The following is a 17,229-nucleotide window of genomic DNA, read 5'->3' as shown; positions in this document are numbered from 1 at the left end:
CAGTCTGCCGACCCATCGTAGGCGCATCGGACGGCGAATCGTCACCCCCGGGGAAGTGATCCGGCAGAATCGGGCACGAAGTCACAAACCTCCGGGCGGAACGCCGCTGCCAGAGGGTGGTGTCGCGGCCGCCCGGCACCGGGGAGACGGCCGCCGCGAATCGACGCGCCGGCCGCCCCCGTTCCCCCGGACGCCGGGCTGGACCGCCTCGACGACCAGCCTGAGCGTCGCTGCTGCCGATCCGCTGCCGTTATGCTGCCGACTGCTGCGCTCCGGCTTACCCATCGGCGTACCCGCCGCTCGACCCGGGCGGCAGCCGCCCCCACCAGGAGGACCCCGTGACCGACCGGCCGCTGCGCTTCGAGTTGCTCGGCCCGCTGCGGGCGTGGCACGGCGAGCGGGAGCTGGACCTCGGGCCGGGCAAGCAGCGGGCGGTGCTGGCGATGCTGGTGCTCAACGCCAACCGCCCGGTGGCGCCGACCGCCATCATCGACGCCGTCTGGCAGCAGGAGCCGCCGGAGAACGGCCCCAACGTGGTGCAGAAGTACGTCGCCGGGCTGCGCCGCGCGCTCGACCCGGACCACTCGCCGCGCACGCCCGGCCAGCTGATCACGCTGACCCCGGCCGGATACGTGCTCGCCGTGCCCGAGGGCAGCCTCGACACCGAGCGCTTCGCCCGCGAGGTGGCCCGCGCCCAGCGCCTGCGCGACGAGCGGCGGCTGCTGGAGGCGGCCTCGGTGCTGCGCGAGGCGGCGGGCGGGTGGCGCGCGGAGCCGCTGGCCGGGCTGGCCGGCCCGGTGTTCGACACGGCCCGGGAGCGGCTGGTGGACAGCCGCGCCGCCGCGCTGGAGACCATGGTCGAGCTGGAGCTGGAGCTGGGCCGGCACGTGGACGCCGCGCCGCGCCTGGTCGAGCTGGTGGGCGAGTTCCCGCTCCGGGAGGGCTTGCGCTACCTGCTGATCCTGGCGCTGTACCGGTGCGGCCGCCAGGCCGAGGCGCTGGCCGCGTACCGGGAGGCGCGCGGCCTGCTCGCCGAGGAGTTCGGCGTGGAGCCGGGCGAGCGCCTGCAGCAGCTGCACCGCGCCATCCTGCAGGGCGACCCGGCCCTGCTCGCACCGGTGCCGACGGGTCCCGGCCAGGCGGTGCACCTGACCGTCCCGGCGCACCTGACCGTCGCCGCACCGCACTCGCCCGCACCGCAGCCGCTCGCGGCGTACGGCCCCGTGCCGGGGTCCGCCGGCGTCGCGCCGGTGCCCGCCGGCTGGGGCGCCTACCCGGTGGCGGGCTGGCCGGCGTACGCGCCGCCGCCGCCACCGCCGCCGCCGCCGCCGCCGGTGTCGGCCGAGGACAACGCGCGCACCCGGCGGATCATCCTGGCCGCGGTCGGCGCGGCGGTGCCCCTGCTGTCGTGCGGCTTCGCCAGCTTCGCGGCGGTCGGCTTCTTCGCGGCATACCGCCGCAGCTGGCGGGTGGGCGTGTGCGCGGCGGCGTACCTCGTCCTGAACATCGTCGCCTGGACGAACCTGGCCAGGCCGGTCTCCGAGACGCTGAGCCTGCACGACACGCTGGCGATGGCGTCGATCGCCGCATGCTGGGCCGGCGGCATCGCGCAGGGCCTGTTCCTCGGGCTGGACAAGCCGGCCCGGACCCTGCCGCCCGCGCTGGTGCGCGACATCGAGCTGCGGGTGCGCCGCGAGCAGGCGCGGCACCTGCTGGCGCAGCACCCCGACATCGCCCGGCGGCTGCACATCGGGCGCCCCGACCTCGCGCCCGCCTTCGACGACGGCGGCCTGGTCGACGTGAACAGCGCCCCGGCCGAGGTGCTGGCCGAGGTGCCCGGGATCAGCCCGGAGCAGGCCCGGGGCATCGTCGCGCACCGCACCGAGCACGGCCCGCTGCTCACCGTGGACCACCTGGCGCACCACCGGCTGCTGCCGCGCCAGACCGTCGACGACCGCCGCGACATCCTGGTCGCGCTGGCCTGAGGCGATATCGGGTGGGCCGCCGGCGGCACGATATGCCAGGGTGGGGGCCATGACCGACCCGTACGACCGCCCCCAGCCGGTGCTGCGCACCACCACCGACCGCGGCGAGCCGCTGACCCTGCGGCTGCCCGACGCGGGCGACGCCCCCGGCATCCTCGCCGCCTGCACCGACCCGGAGACCCTGCGCTGGACCACGGTGCCCCTCGACTACGACCACGAGCGGGCGCTCGGCTTCATCGACGAGTACGCCCCCGGCTGGTGGCAGCGGCGCCAGGGCGCGGCGTTCGTGCTCGCCGACGGCGACGGCGGGTACGTCGGCCAGATCGACCTGCGGGTCGGCGGCGACCCCGAGGTGGCCGACGTCGGCTTCCTGACCGCGCCGCACGCCCGCGGCCACGGCTACATGAGCGCCGCGCTGCGGGCCGTCACCGAGTGGGGCATCCGCGAGCTGGGCCTGAGCCGGGTCGAGTGGAAGGCGCACGTGGGCAACGAGGGCTCCCGCCGGGTGGCCGAGAAGGCCGGTTTCACGTACGAGGGCGTGCTGCGCAACGGCTGCGCCCACCGCGGCGAGCGCCGCGACGCCTGGATCGCCTCCTTCGTCCGCGAGGACCTGTCGTGACGGCCGTCGAGCCGGTGGAGCTCGACGGCGGCACGGTCCGGCTGCGGCCGTGGGCCCCCCGCGACGCGCAGCGCACGCGCGAGGCGTGTGCCGACCCGCTGATCGCGGAGTTCATCCCGCTGATGCCGAGCCCGTACACCGACGAGGTCTCGCAGTGGTGGATCAACGAGGGCGCCCCGGCGGCCTGGCAGAACGGCGGCGCGTCCTGGGCGGTCGTCGATCCGGCCACCGACGACGTGCTCGGCGGCGCCGGCATGGGCCAGGTGGTGGCCGAGCGGGCCCAGGCCGAGGTCGGCTACTGGATCGCCCCGTGGGCCCGGCGGCGCGGCGTGGCCACCGCGGCCACCGTCGCGATCACCCGGTGGGCGTTCGCCGAGCGCGGCATCGCGCGGATGGAGCTGGTCACCGCGCCGCGCAACGCGGCGAGCCAGCGGGTGGCGCTCGCGGCGGGCTTCACCCGCGAGGGCGTACGCCGCGGCGCGGCGACCCTGCGCGACGGCTCGCGCGGCGACCACGTGGTGTTCGCCCGGCTGGCGACCGACCCGCCCGGCCCGGTGGCCCCCGGCCTGCCCGACTTCCCCGGCGGTGAGCTGTCCGACGGGCTGGTGCGGCTGCGCCGGCTCGCGCCCGGCGACGCCGAGGCGTACTTCGCGCTGAGCGAGCTGCCGGAGGTGCGGCGTAACAACATCGGCGGGCCGACCACGCTGGAGGGTGTACGGGAGCGCTGCGCCCTGGCCGAATCGGACTGGCTGGCCGGGATCCGGGCGGCCTGCGTCATCCTGGACGCCGCGACGGGCGAGTTCGCCGGCGACATCGGCCTGTACTACCAGGAGCCGTTCCTGCGCCAGGGGATCATCGGGTACGGGCTGCGCCCGGAGTTCCGCGGGCGCGGTCTGGCCACCGCCGCCGCCCGGCTGATCAGCGACTGGGCGCTGGAGCAGGCGGGCCTGGTGCGGGTGGCGGCGGGCACCTTTCCCTACAACGAGGCGTCGCGCCGGGTGCTGGAGCGGGCCGGGTTCGAGCGTGAGGGCCACCTCAAGGCGCGCCTGCCCGGCCCCGACGGCACCCGCATCGACGACATCCAGTACGTCCGGATCGCCGAACGGTACCGCTGACGGGCATGAAGAGCCGGCCTGCCCCGTCGCAGACGGGACAGGCCGGTTCGGGTCGGTCACCTCACCAGGCGAGCGTCAGCAGTCCGTAGTCGTAGGCCTTGCGGCGGTAGACGACGCACGGCCGGCCGCTGTCCTTGTCGTGGAAGAGGTAGAAGTCGTGCCCGACCAGCTCCATCTGGTAGAGGGCGTCGTCGATCGTCATCGGCTCGCCGGAGAACTCCTTCTCCCGCACGATGTGCCACGGCTGGTCGGCGTCCTCCAGCGCGTCCATCGGGCCGCCGGCACCGTTCGCGGAACGGGCGAGCGTCGCGGTCGAGCCTGCTGCGGGGGGTTGGAAAGCGGCCAGGCCCGCGGTCGCGGCCGCGACGGAGACCGGCGCCCGGCGGCCGCGGTGCACGCGGCGGCGGTCGGCGGCCTTGCGCAGGCGGCGGTCGAGCCGGTCCACGGCCTCGTCGAGTGCCGAGTAGAAGTCTCCGGCGGCGCCGCAGGCGCGGATGACGGGCCCCCGGGTCACGCAGGTGATCTCGATGTGCTGGCAGGAATCAGCTTGGCGCGGGTTGCGCTCGTGGATTAGTTCGACGTCGAATTCAATGATCTTCTGGTCGTAACGTTCGACCTTCTGCAGCTTGTCGGCCACATGTACCCGGAAATGATCCGGAACTTCGACATTACGACCCTTGACCTCGATGTCCACGCCTGACCTCCCACGGTCTGTCCGAGTGCGGAAGCACCCCGGCGACTGTGTCCGGGGCGCACTGGTGTAAGCCCCTTCCGACGCTCCTGTCACTGCCTTGGCGGTGACTCCATCAGGTGGTTGGCTTCTGACGCTAGCCGCTCGTCAGCCACTCGTCATCCCTTGTACCAAGACTGTTTTGACGAGATTCGCCCTTTCGGTACCACGCGTCATGGAGCCGTCACGCAGCACCGATCACGCCATTATCCGAAGATTACGACCATATTGCGCGTTGCGGCTGAATACGGCGTGTCGCCGCCAGGGTGACGCACCCGTCGACGCGCACGCCCGCACCAGCGAGCAGCTCCGACGCGGCCGCGAGGGTGGACCCGGTGGTCACGATGTCGTCCAGCAGCATCGTCACGCAGCCGGGCGCGGTGCGCCGTACCCGCTCGATACCCCTTGATCGCAGCGCGAAACCAGCGGCCGCACCCGCCGCCCGCTGCGCGGAGGTCAGGTGCGCCGAGTCGGCCTTGGGCAGCGCGCGCAGCGGCGCGGCGGCCGCCGCCGAGCGGCCCGCCTCGCGCAGCCGGGCCGCCGCCGCACGGGCCAGCAGGCGCATGTGGTCACCGTGCCGGGCGCGGGCCGCCGCGGCGGTGTCCGGGACGTAGAGCAGCAGCACGGGCGCGCCGGGCGGGGTGGCGGCCGCGACGGCCTCGGCGAGCAGCGCCCCCAGCGGGCGGGCCAGCCGGTGCCGGCCGCGCTCCTTGAACGCGAGGAGCAGCTCGCGCAGCTCGCCGGCGTACGGGCCGAGTGCCACGCAGGCGGGCAGGCCGGGCGGTGGCGGGTCGGGCCGGGTCGGCGCGGCCCGCAGCGACCCGACCGCGGCGGCGCAGGCGGCGCACACCTCGTGCCGCAGCGGCTCGCCCGAGCGGCCGCAGCCCGCGCAGGACGCGGGCAGCACCAGATCGGCCAGCGCCTGCCAGAGCGTCGCGGCCGGCACGGCTCAGCCTTCGAAGAACGCGGTCGAGACGCTCGCCTCGGCCGGCGTGCCGGGGGAGGCCGAGGGGGATGCCGACGGTCCCGGCGACGGGACCGGCAGCACCGCCTTGCCCACCAGCGCCTCCAGATCGGAGAAGCTCTGGGTGGGCCACGCCCGGTAGGCCTTCCCGTTCACGTCCAGCATGATCTTGCCCGGTCGATCGGTCCGCCCACCGTCCTCGACGTATCCCGTCAGGTTGGTGACGGTCCCGCTCTGCACCGTCGAGTAGGTCTTCTGCAGGGCGCCGTCGACGGTCACCTCGGCCAGCCACACCTTCTCGTCGGCTCCGCCGGTGCCCACCGCGACGATGTCCTCCCTGATGAAGCCCACGCCGTGCAGCTTGCCGTCGAAGCCCGAGCCGACCGGCACCCGCTGCCACTCGACGATCTTGAAAGTGCCGGCCGTGGCGTTCGCTCGCTGCAGCAGTGCCATGTGCAGCCGTCCCCCGATGACCAGGGCCAGGCGCCGCCCGTCCGGTGCCACCGAGAAGGCGGTGATGTCGCCGCTCGGCAGGCCCTTGGTCGCGGTCACCATGCTGGCGTTCGTGTCCCTGGCCCCGACCGCCCACAGCTTGCCGTCGCCGAGCACCATCAGGACCTCGGCGGATCGATCGAGCCAGACCGGGCCGGAGAGCGAGGCCACGCCCGGCGACGGGAACGCCACCTGGCGCGTCGGGCGGCCCGCCGCGCGTACGTACAGCCGCTGCGTGTCGCCCTCCTGGCGCACCAGCGCGAAGGCGCGCTCGCCGTGGGCCACCGCGGCGGTGACGAGGCCACGGTTCTGCTTCTCGCCGTCGAGCAGCGGCTCCTGCTCGCCCCGGCTGCCCTTCAGGCGGCGCAGCACCCCGTCGGCGATCACGTACAGCCGCGGCTCCGACTCGGGCCGGAACGCGGTGAGCCACGGCCGCGCGGTGGCGAAGTCGACGGCGTACTCGTTGCGGTTCACCCGCAGCAGCACGCGCTCCTCGGTCTCCGGCGGGACGAGCGTCCAGTAGAGCTGGATGGCGAGCTTCTCCAGGTCGGCGTCCGAAGCCGCCGCGACCAGGTTGACCTTGATCTGGGTGTCGTCCTTGATGATCAGATCGGCTCGGCTCGCGCCGGTCGGGAGTTCCAGCACCGCTTCCTTCACCGCCGGCGAAGGCCCCTTCAGCAGCCAGTCGACCAGCCGGTTGCTGTGCTGCTCGGCGGGTAGCGCCCGGGGAAGGTAGCGCAGGTCGGGCACGAGGGAGGTCTTGTTCTTGTTCCAGAAGTAGATCGGAAGCTTCAGGTAGAACCTCTCGAGCTTCGCGACGTCGAACAGCAGGACGGGCGGCGGGTTGGTCAGGAAGAGTCCCGCCTTCCCGTCGACCGGCTTGAAGAGGAACCTGAGCTGCTCCACCTTGCCGTCGCCCGGCTCGACCTGTCCTTCGGGATCCAGCGTGCCGACGTACTGCACGGTCACCTTCACCGTGTCACCGTCCTGGGTCGGCTCGTCCAGCACCCGGACCAGGGTGAGGTCCGGTCCCGGATCCCAGGTGGCGAGCCTCTCCTCGGAGATGAAGTTCTTGAGCCTGGTCAGGGTGGCTTCCCTGGTCGCGTCGGGCGCGTAGTCGCCGGCGGCCGCTTCGAGGAAGGACCTGAGCAGCATCCGCGGGTTGTTCTCCGTCGGACTCCACTGGGCCGGCGTCGGATTGCTGGAAGGCACCCCACCCGGCCCGGTCGACGGGCCCGCGCCGTCCCGGCGGACACCGCTGGGCACCCCGATACCGCAGCCGGCGAGCACCGCACAGACCAGCCCGGCTGCCAGCACACCGGCCGCAGTCCGCGTACGCCGCCGCCTGATCATGCCCGCACCTGCGCCGACTCGCCGCGAAGCTGCGGCGCCGGGTGATCGGCGGGCACCAGCGGCAGGGGTGAGCCCGCCAGCCGTCCGCCCGCGCGCACCGGCAGCGTGAGCCGGAACTGCGCACCGCCGCCGGGTGAGCCCCATGCCTCCAGCCAGCCGCCGTGCAGCCGGGCGTCCTCCATGCTGATGGAAAGGCCGAGCCCGGTGCCCCCGGTCTGCCTGGCCCGGGACGGGTCGGCCCGCCAGAACCGGTTGAACACGAGCTTCTCCTCGCCGGGCTTCAGCCCCACCCCGTGGTCCCGCACGGTGATCGCGACCGCACGGCTGTCCAGCGCCAGGGTCACCGTGACGGGACGGCCCTCGCCGTGATCCACGGCGTTGCCCACCAGGTTGCGAAGGATCCGCTCCACCCGGCGGGGGTCGATCTCCGCGATCACCGGCGGGTCCGGTGCGACCAGTTCCAGCTGGACGCCGACCCGCTCGGCCACCGGCTCCAGCCGCTCGGTCACCCGGCGCACGACCGTGACCAGGTCGGTGGGCTCGGCGTCGAGCATGGCGAACCCCGCGTCGAACCGGCTGATCTCCAGCAGGTCGGTGAGCAGCTCCTCGAACCGGTCCAGCTCCGCCTGCAGCAGCTCGGCGCTGCGAGCGGAGGCGGGGTCGAAGGTGTCGCGCTCGGAGTAGAGCAGGTCGGCGGCCATCCGGACGGTGGTCAGCGGGGTGCGCAGCTCGTGCGACACATCCGAGGTGAAGCGCCGCTGCAGCCGGGACATCTCCTCCAGCCGCACGATCTGGCGCTGCAGGTTGGCGGCCATCTGGTTGAACGCGTCCGCCAGCAGCGCCATCTCGTCCTCGCCCTTGACGACCATGCGCTGGTCGAGCAGGCCGGCGGACAGCCGCTGGGCGGTCCGGGCGGCCACCCGCACCGGGCTGACGGTGGCCCGGGTCACCAGCGCGGTGACCATGCCCAGCAGCAGCACCAGGGCGACACCGACGAAGGTGATCGTGGAGCGGATGTCCCCGGCGACCTTCACCTCGGTGTCCACCGGGAAGAGGTAGTAGAGCTCGACCGAGCTGCCCGCCCACTTCTGGGTGGGCACGGGTGTGCCGTAGACGAGGTAGGTGTGGACGCCTTCCCCGAGGTCGGCGTCGACGTACTCGTGCCCCCATCCGCCGTCCAGGACCATGTTCTGCATGTCCGCCGTGATCGCCTGGCTCAGATCGAGGTCGTTTGGCCAGAACAGCCCGGCCCGCGGCAGCGTCGCGACCTTCTCGTTCTCGAAGCGCATGGCCACGACGAGGCCGTTCTGGCCCTGACCCGCCAGCGTGCCGAGCACGCTGGTGATCTCGTTCTCGATCGTGGGGCTCTCCGGGTTGGGGATCGCACTCATCTGCTCGATCGCCTTGGTGCGGCCGATGAGGAACTGGCGCTCGGCATCCTCCTGCGCCGCGAGCAGCAGGCTGTCGGTGCTGCTGCTCGCGATCAGGTAGCCGAAGCCGCCGACGAGCGCGCTGGAGCAGAGCAGCGTGATGGTGACCATGCGCAGCTGCAGCGAGCGGCGCCAGATCCGGTGCACCTGCCGCACGCCGGGGGCCAGCTTCCGGGCCGCGGGACGCAGCGCGGGCACCTTCGCCGCGCGCTTGACGAACCGCTTGACCGCGGCGGCCGCCCGCTCCGTCGGGGCGGGCACGGCCACACGCTGCCCGGACGGCTCCGCTTCGCGGGGTCGGGGCAGCTCAGTGGGGGTCGGGGTGGGGGTGGTCACGATGCGGGCAAGGTTAGCTGGTGCCGGCCTTGTAACCCACCCCGCGCACGGTCAGGATGATCTCCGGGCGCTCCGGATCCGGCTCGATCTTGGCGCGCAGTCGCTGCACGTGCACGTTCACCAGCCGGGTGTCGGCCGAGTGCCGGTAGCCCCAGACCTGCTCCAGCAGGACCTCGCGGGTGAACACCTGGCGCGGCTTGCGGGCCAGCGCCACCAGCAGGTCGAACTCCAGCGGGGTCAGCTTCACCTCGGCGCCGTTGCGGGTCACCGTGTGCGCGGGCACGTCGATGATGATCTGGTTGTCCGGCGGCCCGATGGTCAGCAGCTCCGGGGTCACGTCCTCGCCGCGGCGCAGCCGTGCCCGGACCCGGGCCACCAGCTCCTTGGGCTTGAACGGCTTGACCACGTAGTCGTCGGCGCCGGACTCCAGGCCCAGCACCACGTCCACGGTGTCGCTCTTGGCGGTGAGCATCACGATCGGCACGCCGGACTCGGCCCGGATGGCGCGGCAGACGTCCAGCCCGCTCATCCCGGGCAGCATCAGGTCCAGCAGGACCACGTCCGGGCGCGCCTCGCGGAACGCGGCCAGCGCCCGCTCGCCGTCGGCGACGAAGGCGGGCACGAACCCCTCGCTGCGCAGCACGATGCCCAGCATCTCGGCGAGCGCCGGGTCGTCGTCCACCACCAGGACTCGCGCCCTCATGCGGCATGCCTCGGCATCATCGGGTCGCTCATGCCGTCCAATATCCCATCCCACACGCCGAGACACGAACCGGCTTCACCGATCTCGTCCGATCGGCCAGGGTAGGGGCCACGCATCGGGCCACGCCGTGCCACTATGGCGGCTGCTCTCCCCGACCCCTCGGAACCCGGCTCGTCACGGTGCGCCCACCAGTGCGGGGCACCCCTAGACTGCCTCACGTTCCGCCCCCACACCCCCTCGGAGCGATCATGGACCGCGCCGCGCCCTCGGCCAAGCGCCGGCTGCCGCGCGGCCAGGTGCTGCCGCTGCGCCCGCTCACCCTGGGTGAGCTGCTGGACTCCGCCGCCGAGCTGGTCCGCCGCCGCGCCGGGGTGCTGCTGGCCGCCGCCGCGGTGCTGGCCCTGGCCGAGCAGGCCGTGCTCATCCCCGGCCGGGCCACGGTGGGCGTACGCCTCGGCGACGGCGTGCCCGATCTCAGCGGCGGCTACTGGGTGCTGCTGGCGCTCGGCGCCGGCCTGGAAGCGCTGATCATCACGTGGCTGGGCGCGGTCACCGGGCGCACCGCGATCGCGGCGGTGACCGGGCGGCCGGTGCCCCGGGCGGCGGGCCGCGGCCGGCTGCGCGGGATCGAGGCGGTCGCCCTCGGCGGCCTGATCGCGGCCGCCCCGGCCGCGCTGGGCGCGTTCCTCGGGCCGCTGTGGCTGCTCGGATACCCCCTGTTCGGGCTGGTCGCGGTCGTGGTGACGGTGGAGCGGCGGGGTGCGTTCGCGGCCCTGCGCCGGGCCGCCGGGCTCGCCTTCCGGGGCGGTATGCGCGTCGCCGGGGTGCGGGTCCTGGGCTACGCGTCGTGGCTGATCATGCGGTTCGCGTTCTTCCTGGGCGTGCTGGCCGGGCTGGAGTTCCTGCCGATCGGCCCGGACGCGGCGGAGTGGCTGCTGGTGCCGGTGCTCGTCGCGGCCAACGCGCTGGCGTACGCCACCCTGGCCGCGCTGGACGCGGTGCTGCTCATCGAGTCGCGGGTCCGGCTGGAGGGCCTGGACCTGTGGCTGGACCGCGCCTCGCGGCACCGCGAGCTGACCCCCGAGATGCTGGTGGCGCGCTGATGAGGTGGTGGAACGAGGCGGCCGCCGTCTGGGACGACGGCTTCTCGCTCGTGTTGAGCTGGCTGGTGCTGCTGTTGCTGGCGGCCGTGGTCGCGGTGCTGTGGTACACGTACCCGGCCTGGCTGCCCTCGCGCTGGCGCATGCGCCGGGCGGCCCGCCGGGCCGGGCGCGCGGACGAGCTCGGCGAGGCGATCGGCGAGCCGGTCGACGGCGAGGACCCCGACGACGCCGAGGAGCTGCCGGCGCGCGCGGCGGAGGTCTACCACAACCTGGCCGACCGGTACGCCGCCGAGGGCCGCTGGGCCGAGGCGGTGCGCGAGCGCCTGCGCGCCATCGTCCGGGAGCTGGTCGAGCGCGGCGTGATCGAGCACGTGCCCGGCTGGACGGTGACCGAGCTGGCCCGCGCCGCCGCGGGCGCCCGTCCGGAGCTGGGCCCCGCGCTCGACGGCGCCACCGCCGTGTTCTCCGGCATCTGGTACGCCCAGCGCCCGGCGACGGCCGAGGACGACGAGCGGATGCGGGGCCACCTGGCCACCGTGCGCGAGACGGCGCGAGGTGCGCGATGACCCCCTCCCCGGCCGACCGCCGCCGCCGGTGGCGGCTGCTGCTGCCGTTCCTGCCGGTGCTCGCGCTGATCGCGGTCACCCTGACCGCGCACGCCGCCGAGGAGACCGACCCGCCGGACCCGGCATACCTGTCCCCCGCCGGCGGCGGCCCCGACGGCGCGAGCCGCCTGGCCGAGCTGCTGCGCGCCGAGGGCGTCACCATCCGCACCGTGACCAGCAGCGAGGACGCCTTCCGCGCGGTCGACGCCGAGCGCGGCGCGGCGACCCTGTTCGTGCCCACCCCGCAGTACGTCCGGACGGACCGGCTGAGCGACCTCACCGGCCTGGCCGACGGCACCCGCGTGGTGCTGGTGGAGCCCGACGGGTTCGCGACCATGACCGTGTTCGACTCGCTCACCGCGGTGCGGCAGCGCTGGGCGACCGCGGTCCGCCCCCGCGGCGCGGACTGCCCGGTGACCTCGGCCGGCGCGGCCGCGGCCACCCGCACCGTGTACGCGCGCACCGCGCAGGCGCCGGACCCCGTCCAGCTCTGCTACGACGGCGGCCTGGCCCGGGTGACCGAGCACGGCACCGAGTTCGTGGTGGTCGGCAGCGCCGACCCGTTCCGCGCGGCCCGCATCGGCGAGCATGACAACGCGCGGCTCGCGGTGGACCTGCTCAGCCGCGACCGCACCCTGGTCTGGCTGGATCTGCACGACGACGAGCCGAAGCCGCCCCGGCCCCGGACGCAGGCCGACGAGCCGCTGGAGCTGCCCGAGGAGGAGGACGGGCCCAGCCCGTTCCCGGACTGGCTGTTCTGGGTGGTGGTGACGCTGCTGGCGGCGACGCTCACCGTCGCGCTGGCCCGGGGCAGGCGGCTCGGCCCGCCCGCCGTGGAGCCACTGCCGGTGGAGGTGCCGGGCGCGGAGACCGCGGTGGGCCGCGGCCGGCTCTACCGCCGGGCCCGCGCCCGCGGCCCCGCGCTGGAGACGCTGCGGGCCGACGCCCGGCGCAGGCTCGCCACCGCCGTCGGGCTCACCCCCGGCGCGGAGGCCGAGCAGCTGCTGGCCGCGCTGCAGGCCCGGACCGGAGCCGATCCGGCCTGGCTGGGCGGCCTGCTCTACGGGCCGCAGCCGGAGACCGACGAGGAACTTCACCAGTGGGCCGGGCAGCTGCGGCTGCTGGTCGAGCGGGTGACCGCAGGACCTGTGAACGAAGGAGAGCACCGGTGACCGAGCCGTTGACTGTCGCATCCGCCGCCGAACCCGCCCGTGACGCGCTCGGCCGGCTGCGGACCGAGGTGGCCAAGGCCGTCGTGGGCCAGGACGGCGTCGTCGCCGGACTGCTCATCGCGCTGCTGTGCCGCGGCCACGTGCTGCTGGAGGGCCCGCCCGGGGTGGCCAAGACGCTGCTGGTACGCAGCCTCGGCGCCGCGCTGGACCTGGAGATGAAGCGCATCCAGTTCACCCCCGACCTGATGCCCGGCGACGTGACCGGGTCGGTGATCTACGACCCGCACACCGCCGAGTTCCAGTTCCGCCCCGGCCCGGTGTTCACCAACCTGCTGCTGGCCGACGAGATCAACCGGACGCCGCCGAAGACCCAGTCGTCGCTGCTGGAGGTCATGGAGGAGCGGCAGGTGTCGGCCGACGGGGTGACCCGGCCGCTGCCCGAGCCGTTCCTGGTGGCCGCCACGCAGAACCCGATCGAGCACGAGGGCACGTATCCGCTGCCCGAGGCGCAGGTGGACCGCTTCCTGCTGAAGCTGACCGTGCCGCTGCCGAACCGGGACGAGGAGCTGGGCGTGCTGCGTGCCCACCACGGCGGCTTCGACCCCCGCAACCTGGGCGCGGTCGGCATCAAGGCGGTCGCCGGGGCGGCCGACCTCGCCGCGGCGCGCGACGCCGTCGGCCGGGTCACCGTGACCGAGCCCGTGCTCGGGTACATCGTGGACCTGTGCCGGGCCACCCGGTCCACCCCCTCGGTGGAGCTGGGCGCCTCGCCGCGCGGCGCGACGTCGCTGCTGGCCACGGCGAAGGCCTGGGCCTGGCTGAGCGGCCGGGACCACGTCACGCCCGACGACGTGAAGGTGATGGCCCGGCCGACGCTGCGGCACCGGCTGCGCCTGACGCCCGAGGCCGAGCTGGAGAACGTGACGGCCGAGTCGGTCCTGGACGCGGTGCTCGCGTCCGTGCCCACCCCGCGATAGCCGCCGTGCCCACCGTCCGCACCGCAGTACTGGTCGCGCTGTGCGCGCCGGTCGTCGGCCTGCTCTCGGCGCTGTACGCGATCCCGCCCTGGGCCCTGGCCGGCGGGCTGCTCGGCCTGGTCGCGGCCGGGGTGCTGGTCGACTGGGCGGTGACCGCCGACCCGCGGCGGCTGTCCGTCCGGCGCGAGGGCACCGGCGCCCTGGTGCGGCTGGGCGAGCAGGCGCAGACCTCGCTCATCCTGACCAACCGCACCGGCGCCGACGCCCGGCTGCAGGTGCGCGACGGCTGGGCGCCGTCGGCCGGGGCGCAGCCGTACGCCCACCGGGTGAGCCTGCCCACGGGGACCGCGGCGACGCTCACCACCACGCTGACCCCGACCCGGCGCGGCGACCGCCCCGCCGACCGGGTCACCGTACGCAGCCTCGGCCCGCTCGGGCTCGCCTTCCGCCAGGCCGACCACCAGCCGCCGTGGCACCTGCGGGTGCTGCCGCCGTTCACGTCGCGCAAGCACCTGCCGGAGAAGCTGGCGAAGCTGCGCACCGTCGAGGGCGCCCTGGCCATCCGGGGCCGCGGCCAGGGCAGCGAGTTCGACGTGCTGCGCGAGTACGTGCCCGGCGACGACGTGCGCTCGATCGACTGGCGCGCCACGGCGCGGCGGCGCGACGTCATGGTGCGCACCTGGCGGCCCGAGCGGTCGCGGCGCGTGGTGTGCGTGCTGGACACCGGGCGCACCAGCGCGGTGCGGGTCGGCGACGAGCCGCGCCTCGACGCCGCGATGGACGCCGCGCTGCTGCTGGCCGCCGTCGCGCAGGAGGCCGGCGACCAGGTCGACCTGATCGCGGCCGACCACCGGGTGCGGGCCGTGGTGGCCGGGGCGCACGGCCGGGGCACCCTGCCCCGCCTGATCAACGCGGTGGCCCCGCTGCACCCCGCGATGGTGGAGACGGACTTCGAGCTGATCACGAGCGAGGTGCTGCGCCGGGAGCGCAAGCGCTCGCTGGTGGTGGTGTTCACCGCGCTGGAGCCGGGGGCGCTCGGCGAGGGGCTGCTGCCGGTGCTGCCCCGGCTGGCCGCCCGGCACCGGGTGCTGATCGCGGCCGTACACGACCCGGCCCTGGCCGAGCTCGCCGCGACACCCCTGCACGGCCCGAACGAGGTGTACGCCGCCGCCGCGGGCACCCGGGCGCTGGCCGACCGGGAGCGGCTCAGCAGCGCACTGACCCGGCACGGCGTCGAGGTCCTCGACTTCCCCGCCGACGTCTTCGCCAGCCGCGTCACCGACGCCTACCTCGCCCTCAAGGCCGCCGGCAAACTCTGACCCACCGCCGCCGCCACCGCCACCGCCGCAGCGCGGCGGCGCGAAGATCGCTGTTCCGGGTCAGGATATGCAGTCAGACTGCAGGTCCTGACCGGAGACAGCGATCATGCTTCCAGCCCCACCTCGCCGAACCCCGCCCACCGGCGGCTACCCCTGCGGACCGGCTGCGGCGGTGTCGAGCACCAGCTCACCCTGCTCCGCCCGCCGCCCCAGCACCAGGACGTAGGCGAGGAAGGCCCCCCACACCACCACCCCGATCGCGTCCCGCACGAGCAGCGGCAGGAACGACGGCGTCACGAACGCCTCCAGCAGCGCCGCCACCGCGAACACCCCGACCAGCCCGAGCGCGCCGTGCATCCCCTGGCGCATCGCGGCCGCCAGCGCCTGCCCGCGGGTCAGCACCGGCCCGGGCACCACCCAGGCCCAGCCGATGCGCAGCCCGACCCCGGCCGCGACGAAGATCGCGGTCAGCTCCAGCAGCCCGTGCGGGGCGATCAGGCCGAAGAACACGTCGGCCCGCCCGTGCCCGACCATCAGGCCGCCGACGATGCCCACGTTGAGCGCGTTCTGCCACAGGAACCAGGCGACCGGCAGCAGCAGCACCCCGGAGGCCAGGCACTGCGCCGCGATCCACGCGTTGTTCGTCCACACCAGCAGCCCGAAGCTGGGCGCGGAGTGCTCGCTGTAGTAGCTCGCGAAGTCGTGCTCGACGAGCTGGGCGATGTCCGCGTCGGTCATCCCGAAAGCCCGCGGCACCGCCGGGTCGCTGATGACCCACGCCCCCACCGCCACGGCCGCCAGCACGAAGCAGATCGTGGTCGCGTACCACCACCGGCGTGCCCGGTAGAGCGCCAGCGGCAGGTCGTACGCCAGGAAGCGGGGCACGCGCCGCCAGTCCACGGGCGCCGCGCCGGTGATCGTCGCGCGGGCCGACAGCACCAGCCGGGACAGCTCCGCCACCAGCGCCGGGTCGGGGGTGCGGCTGCGCACCACCGACAGGTGGGTGGCCACCCGCTGGTAGAGCAGCACCAGCTCGTCCACCTCGGCGGCGCTGGGCTTGCGGCGCCGGCTCAGCGCCTCGAGCCGCCGCCACTCGCCGCGATGCTCGGCGACGTACGCGTCCAGGTCCACCGCTCGTCCCTCCCCGGGATTGTCCGACCGGCAGCCTAGCGGGGGCCCGCTCCCCGCGCGCACCTGTGATTCACTGTGCCGATGCGGCAGGGGCACGAGGCGGCGGAGAGCACGGCGGGACTGGTCAGCGGCGAGGCCGTGCACCTGGAGGTGCGGCTGGCCCGCGCCGGCTCCCGCGTGCTGGCGCTGATGCTCGACGTCTTCGCCCAGCTGATGCTCGCGGCGCTGCTGCTCCCCCTGCTCAGCCTCGCGTTCACCTTCCTCCTGGGCTTCGACCTGGCGAACGTCAACACCGCGTACATCGTCACGATCGTCCTGGTCGCGGTGGGCTACCCGACCCTGATGCTGTCGCTGACCCGGGGCCGCTCGCTGGGCAAGCTCGCGATGGGCCTGCGGGTGGTACGCGACGACGGCGGTCCGATCACGCTGCGCCAGTCGTTCACCCGTGCCCTGGTCGGCGCCACGCTGGAGTGGCCGGGCATCCTGCTGATCGTGAGCTGGGCGGCGAGCCTGGCGGTGCTGTCGGGCTCGGCCCGGGGCAAGCGGCTGGCCGACGTCGCCGCGGGCACCATCGTCGTGCACGACCGCACGCCGGAGAGCTGGGGCTGGGTGCCCAGCATCCCCGTGCCGCTGCTCCCGTGGGCGGCGACGCTGGACCTGACCGGGCTGGACGACGAGCTGGCCCTGGCGGCCCGGCACTTCCTGGCCCGCAGCCGCAGCCTGCGCGACCCGTACCGCACGCGGTTGGGCCACGCGCTGGCCACCGAGATCGCCGCCTGCACCACCCCGCCCGCGCCGCAGGACACGCCGGGCTGGGCGTACCTGGCCGCGGTGATCGGCGAGCGGCACCGCCGCGCCGCCGCCCGGCTGACCCGCGACCGGGCGAGCCACGCGCTGCTGTGGCCCGAGCTGTTCAGCCCTCTGCCCACCCCGGCGCAGCCCGCCCCGGCGGCCACCGTGCCGGCACAGCCGCTGGGCACACCGGCCGGCGGCGCCGCGCCCCAGCCCGTCGCGGCAGCGCCGCAGCCCGTCGCGGTAGCCGCCCAGCCCGCCGGCCCGGCAGCGCTGCGCTCGGGCGCACCGAGCTGAGCCGTCCCACCCCGGCAGGGCCCTGGTCACGCCGAAGGCCCCGCCCTCAATCTACTGCTGATCATGATCCTGCTGCCGGGGAAACGAGCGATGCAGCGGGGCCGCC

The 17,229-nt window shown here is 74.6% G+C and carries 15 protein-coding genes; 9 read left to right on the top strand and 6 right to left on the bottom strand.

Going from position 1 to position 17,229, the window contains the following annotated elements:
• The first annotated feature begins 338 nt into the window (after positions 1-338).
• The 3 genes from AB0J67_RS15830 to AB0J67_RS15820 are packed head-to-tail and all read left to right on the top strand — an operon-like array spanning position 339 to position 3,719.
• On the top strand, positions 339-1,985 hold the full coding sequence (locus AB0J67_RS15830) for a BTAD domain-containing putative transcriptional regulator (RefSeq protein ID WP_363482287.1): 1,647 nt from the start codon (positions 339-341) through the stop codon (positions 1,983-1,985).
• 49 nt (positions 1,986-2,034) lie between these two features.
• Positions 2,035-2,604: a GNAT family N-acetyltransferase gene (locus tag AB0J67_RS15825; protein ID WP_363482284.1), complete on the top strand. Its 570-nt coding sequence runs from the start codon at positions 2,035-2,037 to the stop codon at positions 2,602-2,604.
• Positions 2,601-3,719 carry a GNAT family N-acetyltransferase gene (locus AB0J67_RS15820; protein WP_363482281.1) on the top strand — a complete coding sequence of 373 codons (1,119 nt, stop codon included), beginning with the start codon at positions 2,601-2,603 and terminating at the stop codon, positions 3,717-3,719. Before AB0J67_RS15825 ends, AB0J67_RS15820 begins: the two co-directional genes overlap by 4 nt.
• 61 nt (positions 3,720-3,780) lie before the next feature.
• Here the strand turns inward: AB0J67_RS15820 and raiA are convergent, their stop codons facing one another.
• The 5 genes from raiA to mtrA all read right to left on the bottom strand — a co-directional run bounded on the left by raiA (position 3,781) and on the right by mtrA (position 9,727).
• Complete coding sequence (gene raiA, locus AB0J67_RS15815; protein WP_363482278.1) at positions 3,781-4,413, bottom strand: ribosome-associated translation inhibitor RaiA; 633 nt, start codon at positions 4,411-4,413, stop codon at positions 3,781-3,783.
• Between the two features lie 253 nt (positions 4,414-4,666).
• Positions 4,667-5,395, bottom strand: coding sequence for a ComF family protein (locus tag AB0J67_RS15810; RefSeq protein ID WP_363482275.1), 729 nt, complete (start codon positions 5,393-5,395; stop codon positions 4,667-4,669).
• Between the two features lie 3 nt (positions 5,396-5,398).
• Positions 5,399-7,060: an LpqB family beta-propeller domain-containing protein gene (locus AB0J67_RS15805; protein WP_363482272.1), complete on the bottom strand. Its 1,662-nt coding sequence runs from the start codon at positions 7,058-7,060 to the stop codon at positions 5,399-5,401.
• 194 nt (positions 7,061-7,254) lie between these two features.
• The gene (gene mtrB / locus AB0J67_RS15800) at positions 7,255-8,886 is read right to left on the bottom strand and encodes an MtrAB system histidine kinase MtrB (RefSeq protein WP_363482372.1); all 1,632 of its coding nucleotides are present in this window, start codon (positions 8,884-8,886) and stop codon (positions 7,255-7,257) included.
• Between the two features lie 151 nt (positions 8,887-9,037).
• On the bottom strand, positions 9,038-9,727 hold the full coding sequence (gene mtrA / locus AB0J67_RS15795; protein ID WP_120316862.1) for an MtrAB system response regulator MtrA: 690 nt from the start codon (positions 9,725-9,727) through the stop codon (positions 9,038-9,040).
• Positions 9,728-9,975: 248 nt separating this feature from the next.
• Here mtrA and AB0J67_RS15790 point away from each other — a divergent pair, with 248 nt between their 5' ends.
• From AB0J67_RS15790 to AB0J67_RS15770, 5 genes are read left to right on the top strand one after another with little or no spacing between them, the layout of a single operon-like run.
• Positions 9,976-10,830 carry a hypothetical protein gene (locus AB0J67_RS15790; RefSeq protein ID WP_363482268.1) on the top strand — a complete coding sequence of 285 codons (855 nt, stop codon included), beginning with the start codon at positions 9,976-9,978 and terminating at the stop codon, positions 10,828-10,830.
• Positions 10,830-11,396 (top strand): DUF4129 domain-containing protein, encoded by a 567-nt coding sequence (locus tag AB0J67_RS15785; protein WP_363482265.1) that lies wholly within the window; start codon positions 10,830-10,832, stop codon positions 11,394-11,396. Before AB0J67_RS15790 ends, AB0J67_RS15785 begins: the two co-directional genes overlap by 1 nt.
• Complete coding sequence (locus tag AB0J67_RS15780; protein ID WP_363482262.1) at positions 11,393-12,607, top strand: DUF4350 domain-containing protein; 1,215 nt, start codon at positions 11,393-11,395, stop codon at positions 12,605-12,607. Before AB0J67_RS15785 ends, AB0J67_RS15780 begins: the two co-directional genes overlap by 4 nt.
• Entirely contained in the window at positions 12,604-13,584 is a 981-nt protein-coding gene (locus AB0J67_RS15775) for a MoxR family ATPase (RefSeq protein WP_363482259.1), read from the top strand. Before AB0J67_RS15780 ends, AB0J67_RS15775 begins: the two co-directional genes overlap by 4 nt.
• Positions 13,585-13,589: 5 nt before the next feature.
• On the top strand, positions 13,590-14,903 hold the full coding sequence (locus AB0J67_RS15770; protein ID WP_363482256.1) for a DUF58 domain-containing protein: 1,314 nt from the start codon (positions 13,590-13,592) through the stop codon (positions 14,901-14,903).
• Between the two features lie 147 nt (positions 14,904-15,050).
• On the opposite strand, the gene AB0J67_RS15765 is transcribed toward AB0J67_RS15770, so the two are convergent.
• Positions 15,051-16,034 (bottom strand): stage II sporulation protein M, encoded by a 984-nt coding sequence (locus tag AB0J67_RS15765; protein WP_363482253.1) that lies wholly within the window; start codon positions 16,032-16,034, stop codon positions 15,051-15,053.
• An 81-nt stretch (positions 16,035-16,115) separates the two neighbouring features.
• Between AB0J67_RS15765 and AB0J67_RS15760 the strand changes: the two genes are divergently transcribed.
• The gene (locus AB0J67_RS15760; protein WP_363482250.1) at positions 16,116-17,123 is read left to right on the top strand and encodes an RDD family protein; all 1,008 of its coding nucleotides are present in this window, start codon (positions 16,116-16,118) and stop codon (positions 17,121-17,123) included.
• Positions 17,124-17,229: the final 106 nt, after the last annotated feature.

The sequence above is a fragment of the Catellatospora sp. NPDC049609 genome, assembly GCF_040675365.1.
Taxonomy (GTDB): Bacteria; Actinomycetota; Actinomycetes; order Mycobacteriales; family Micromonosporaceae; genus Catellatospora.
The sequence above is the reverse complement of the archived record's forward strand: the minus strand, read 5'-3'. Positions and strand labels throughout refer to the sequence as shown.

Coding starts and splice junctions, on each gene's coding strand:
- AB0J67_RS15825 (WP_363482284.1), top strand. CDS start 2,035: ATGACCGACCCGTACGACCGCCCCCAGCCGGTGCTGCGCACCACCACC.
- AB0J67_RS15805 (WP_363482272.1), bottom strand. CDS start 7,060: ATGCTGCTCAGGTCCTTCCTCGAAGCGGCCGCCGGCGACTACGCGCCC.
- mtrA (WP_120316862.1), bottom strand. CDS start 9,727: ATGAGGGCGCGAGTCCTGGTGGTGGACGACGACCCGGCGCTCGCCGAG.
- AB0J67_RS15790 (WP_363482268.1), top strand. CDS start 9,976: ATGGACCGCGCCGCGCCCTCGGCCAAGCGCCGGCTGCCGCGCGGCCAG.
- AB0J67_RS15785 (WP_363482265.1), top strand. CDS start 10,830: ATGAGGTGGTGGAACGAGGCGGCCGCCGTCTGGGACGACGGCTTCTCG.
- AB0J67_RS15780 (WP_363482262.1), top strand. CDS start 11,393: ATGACCCCCTCCCCGGCCGACCGCCGCCGCCGGTGGCGGCTGCTGCTG.
- AB0J67_RS15760 (WP_363482250.1), top strand. CDS start 16,116: ATGCGGCAGGGGCACGAGGCGGCGGAGAGCACGGCGGGACTGGTCAGC.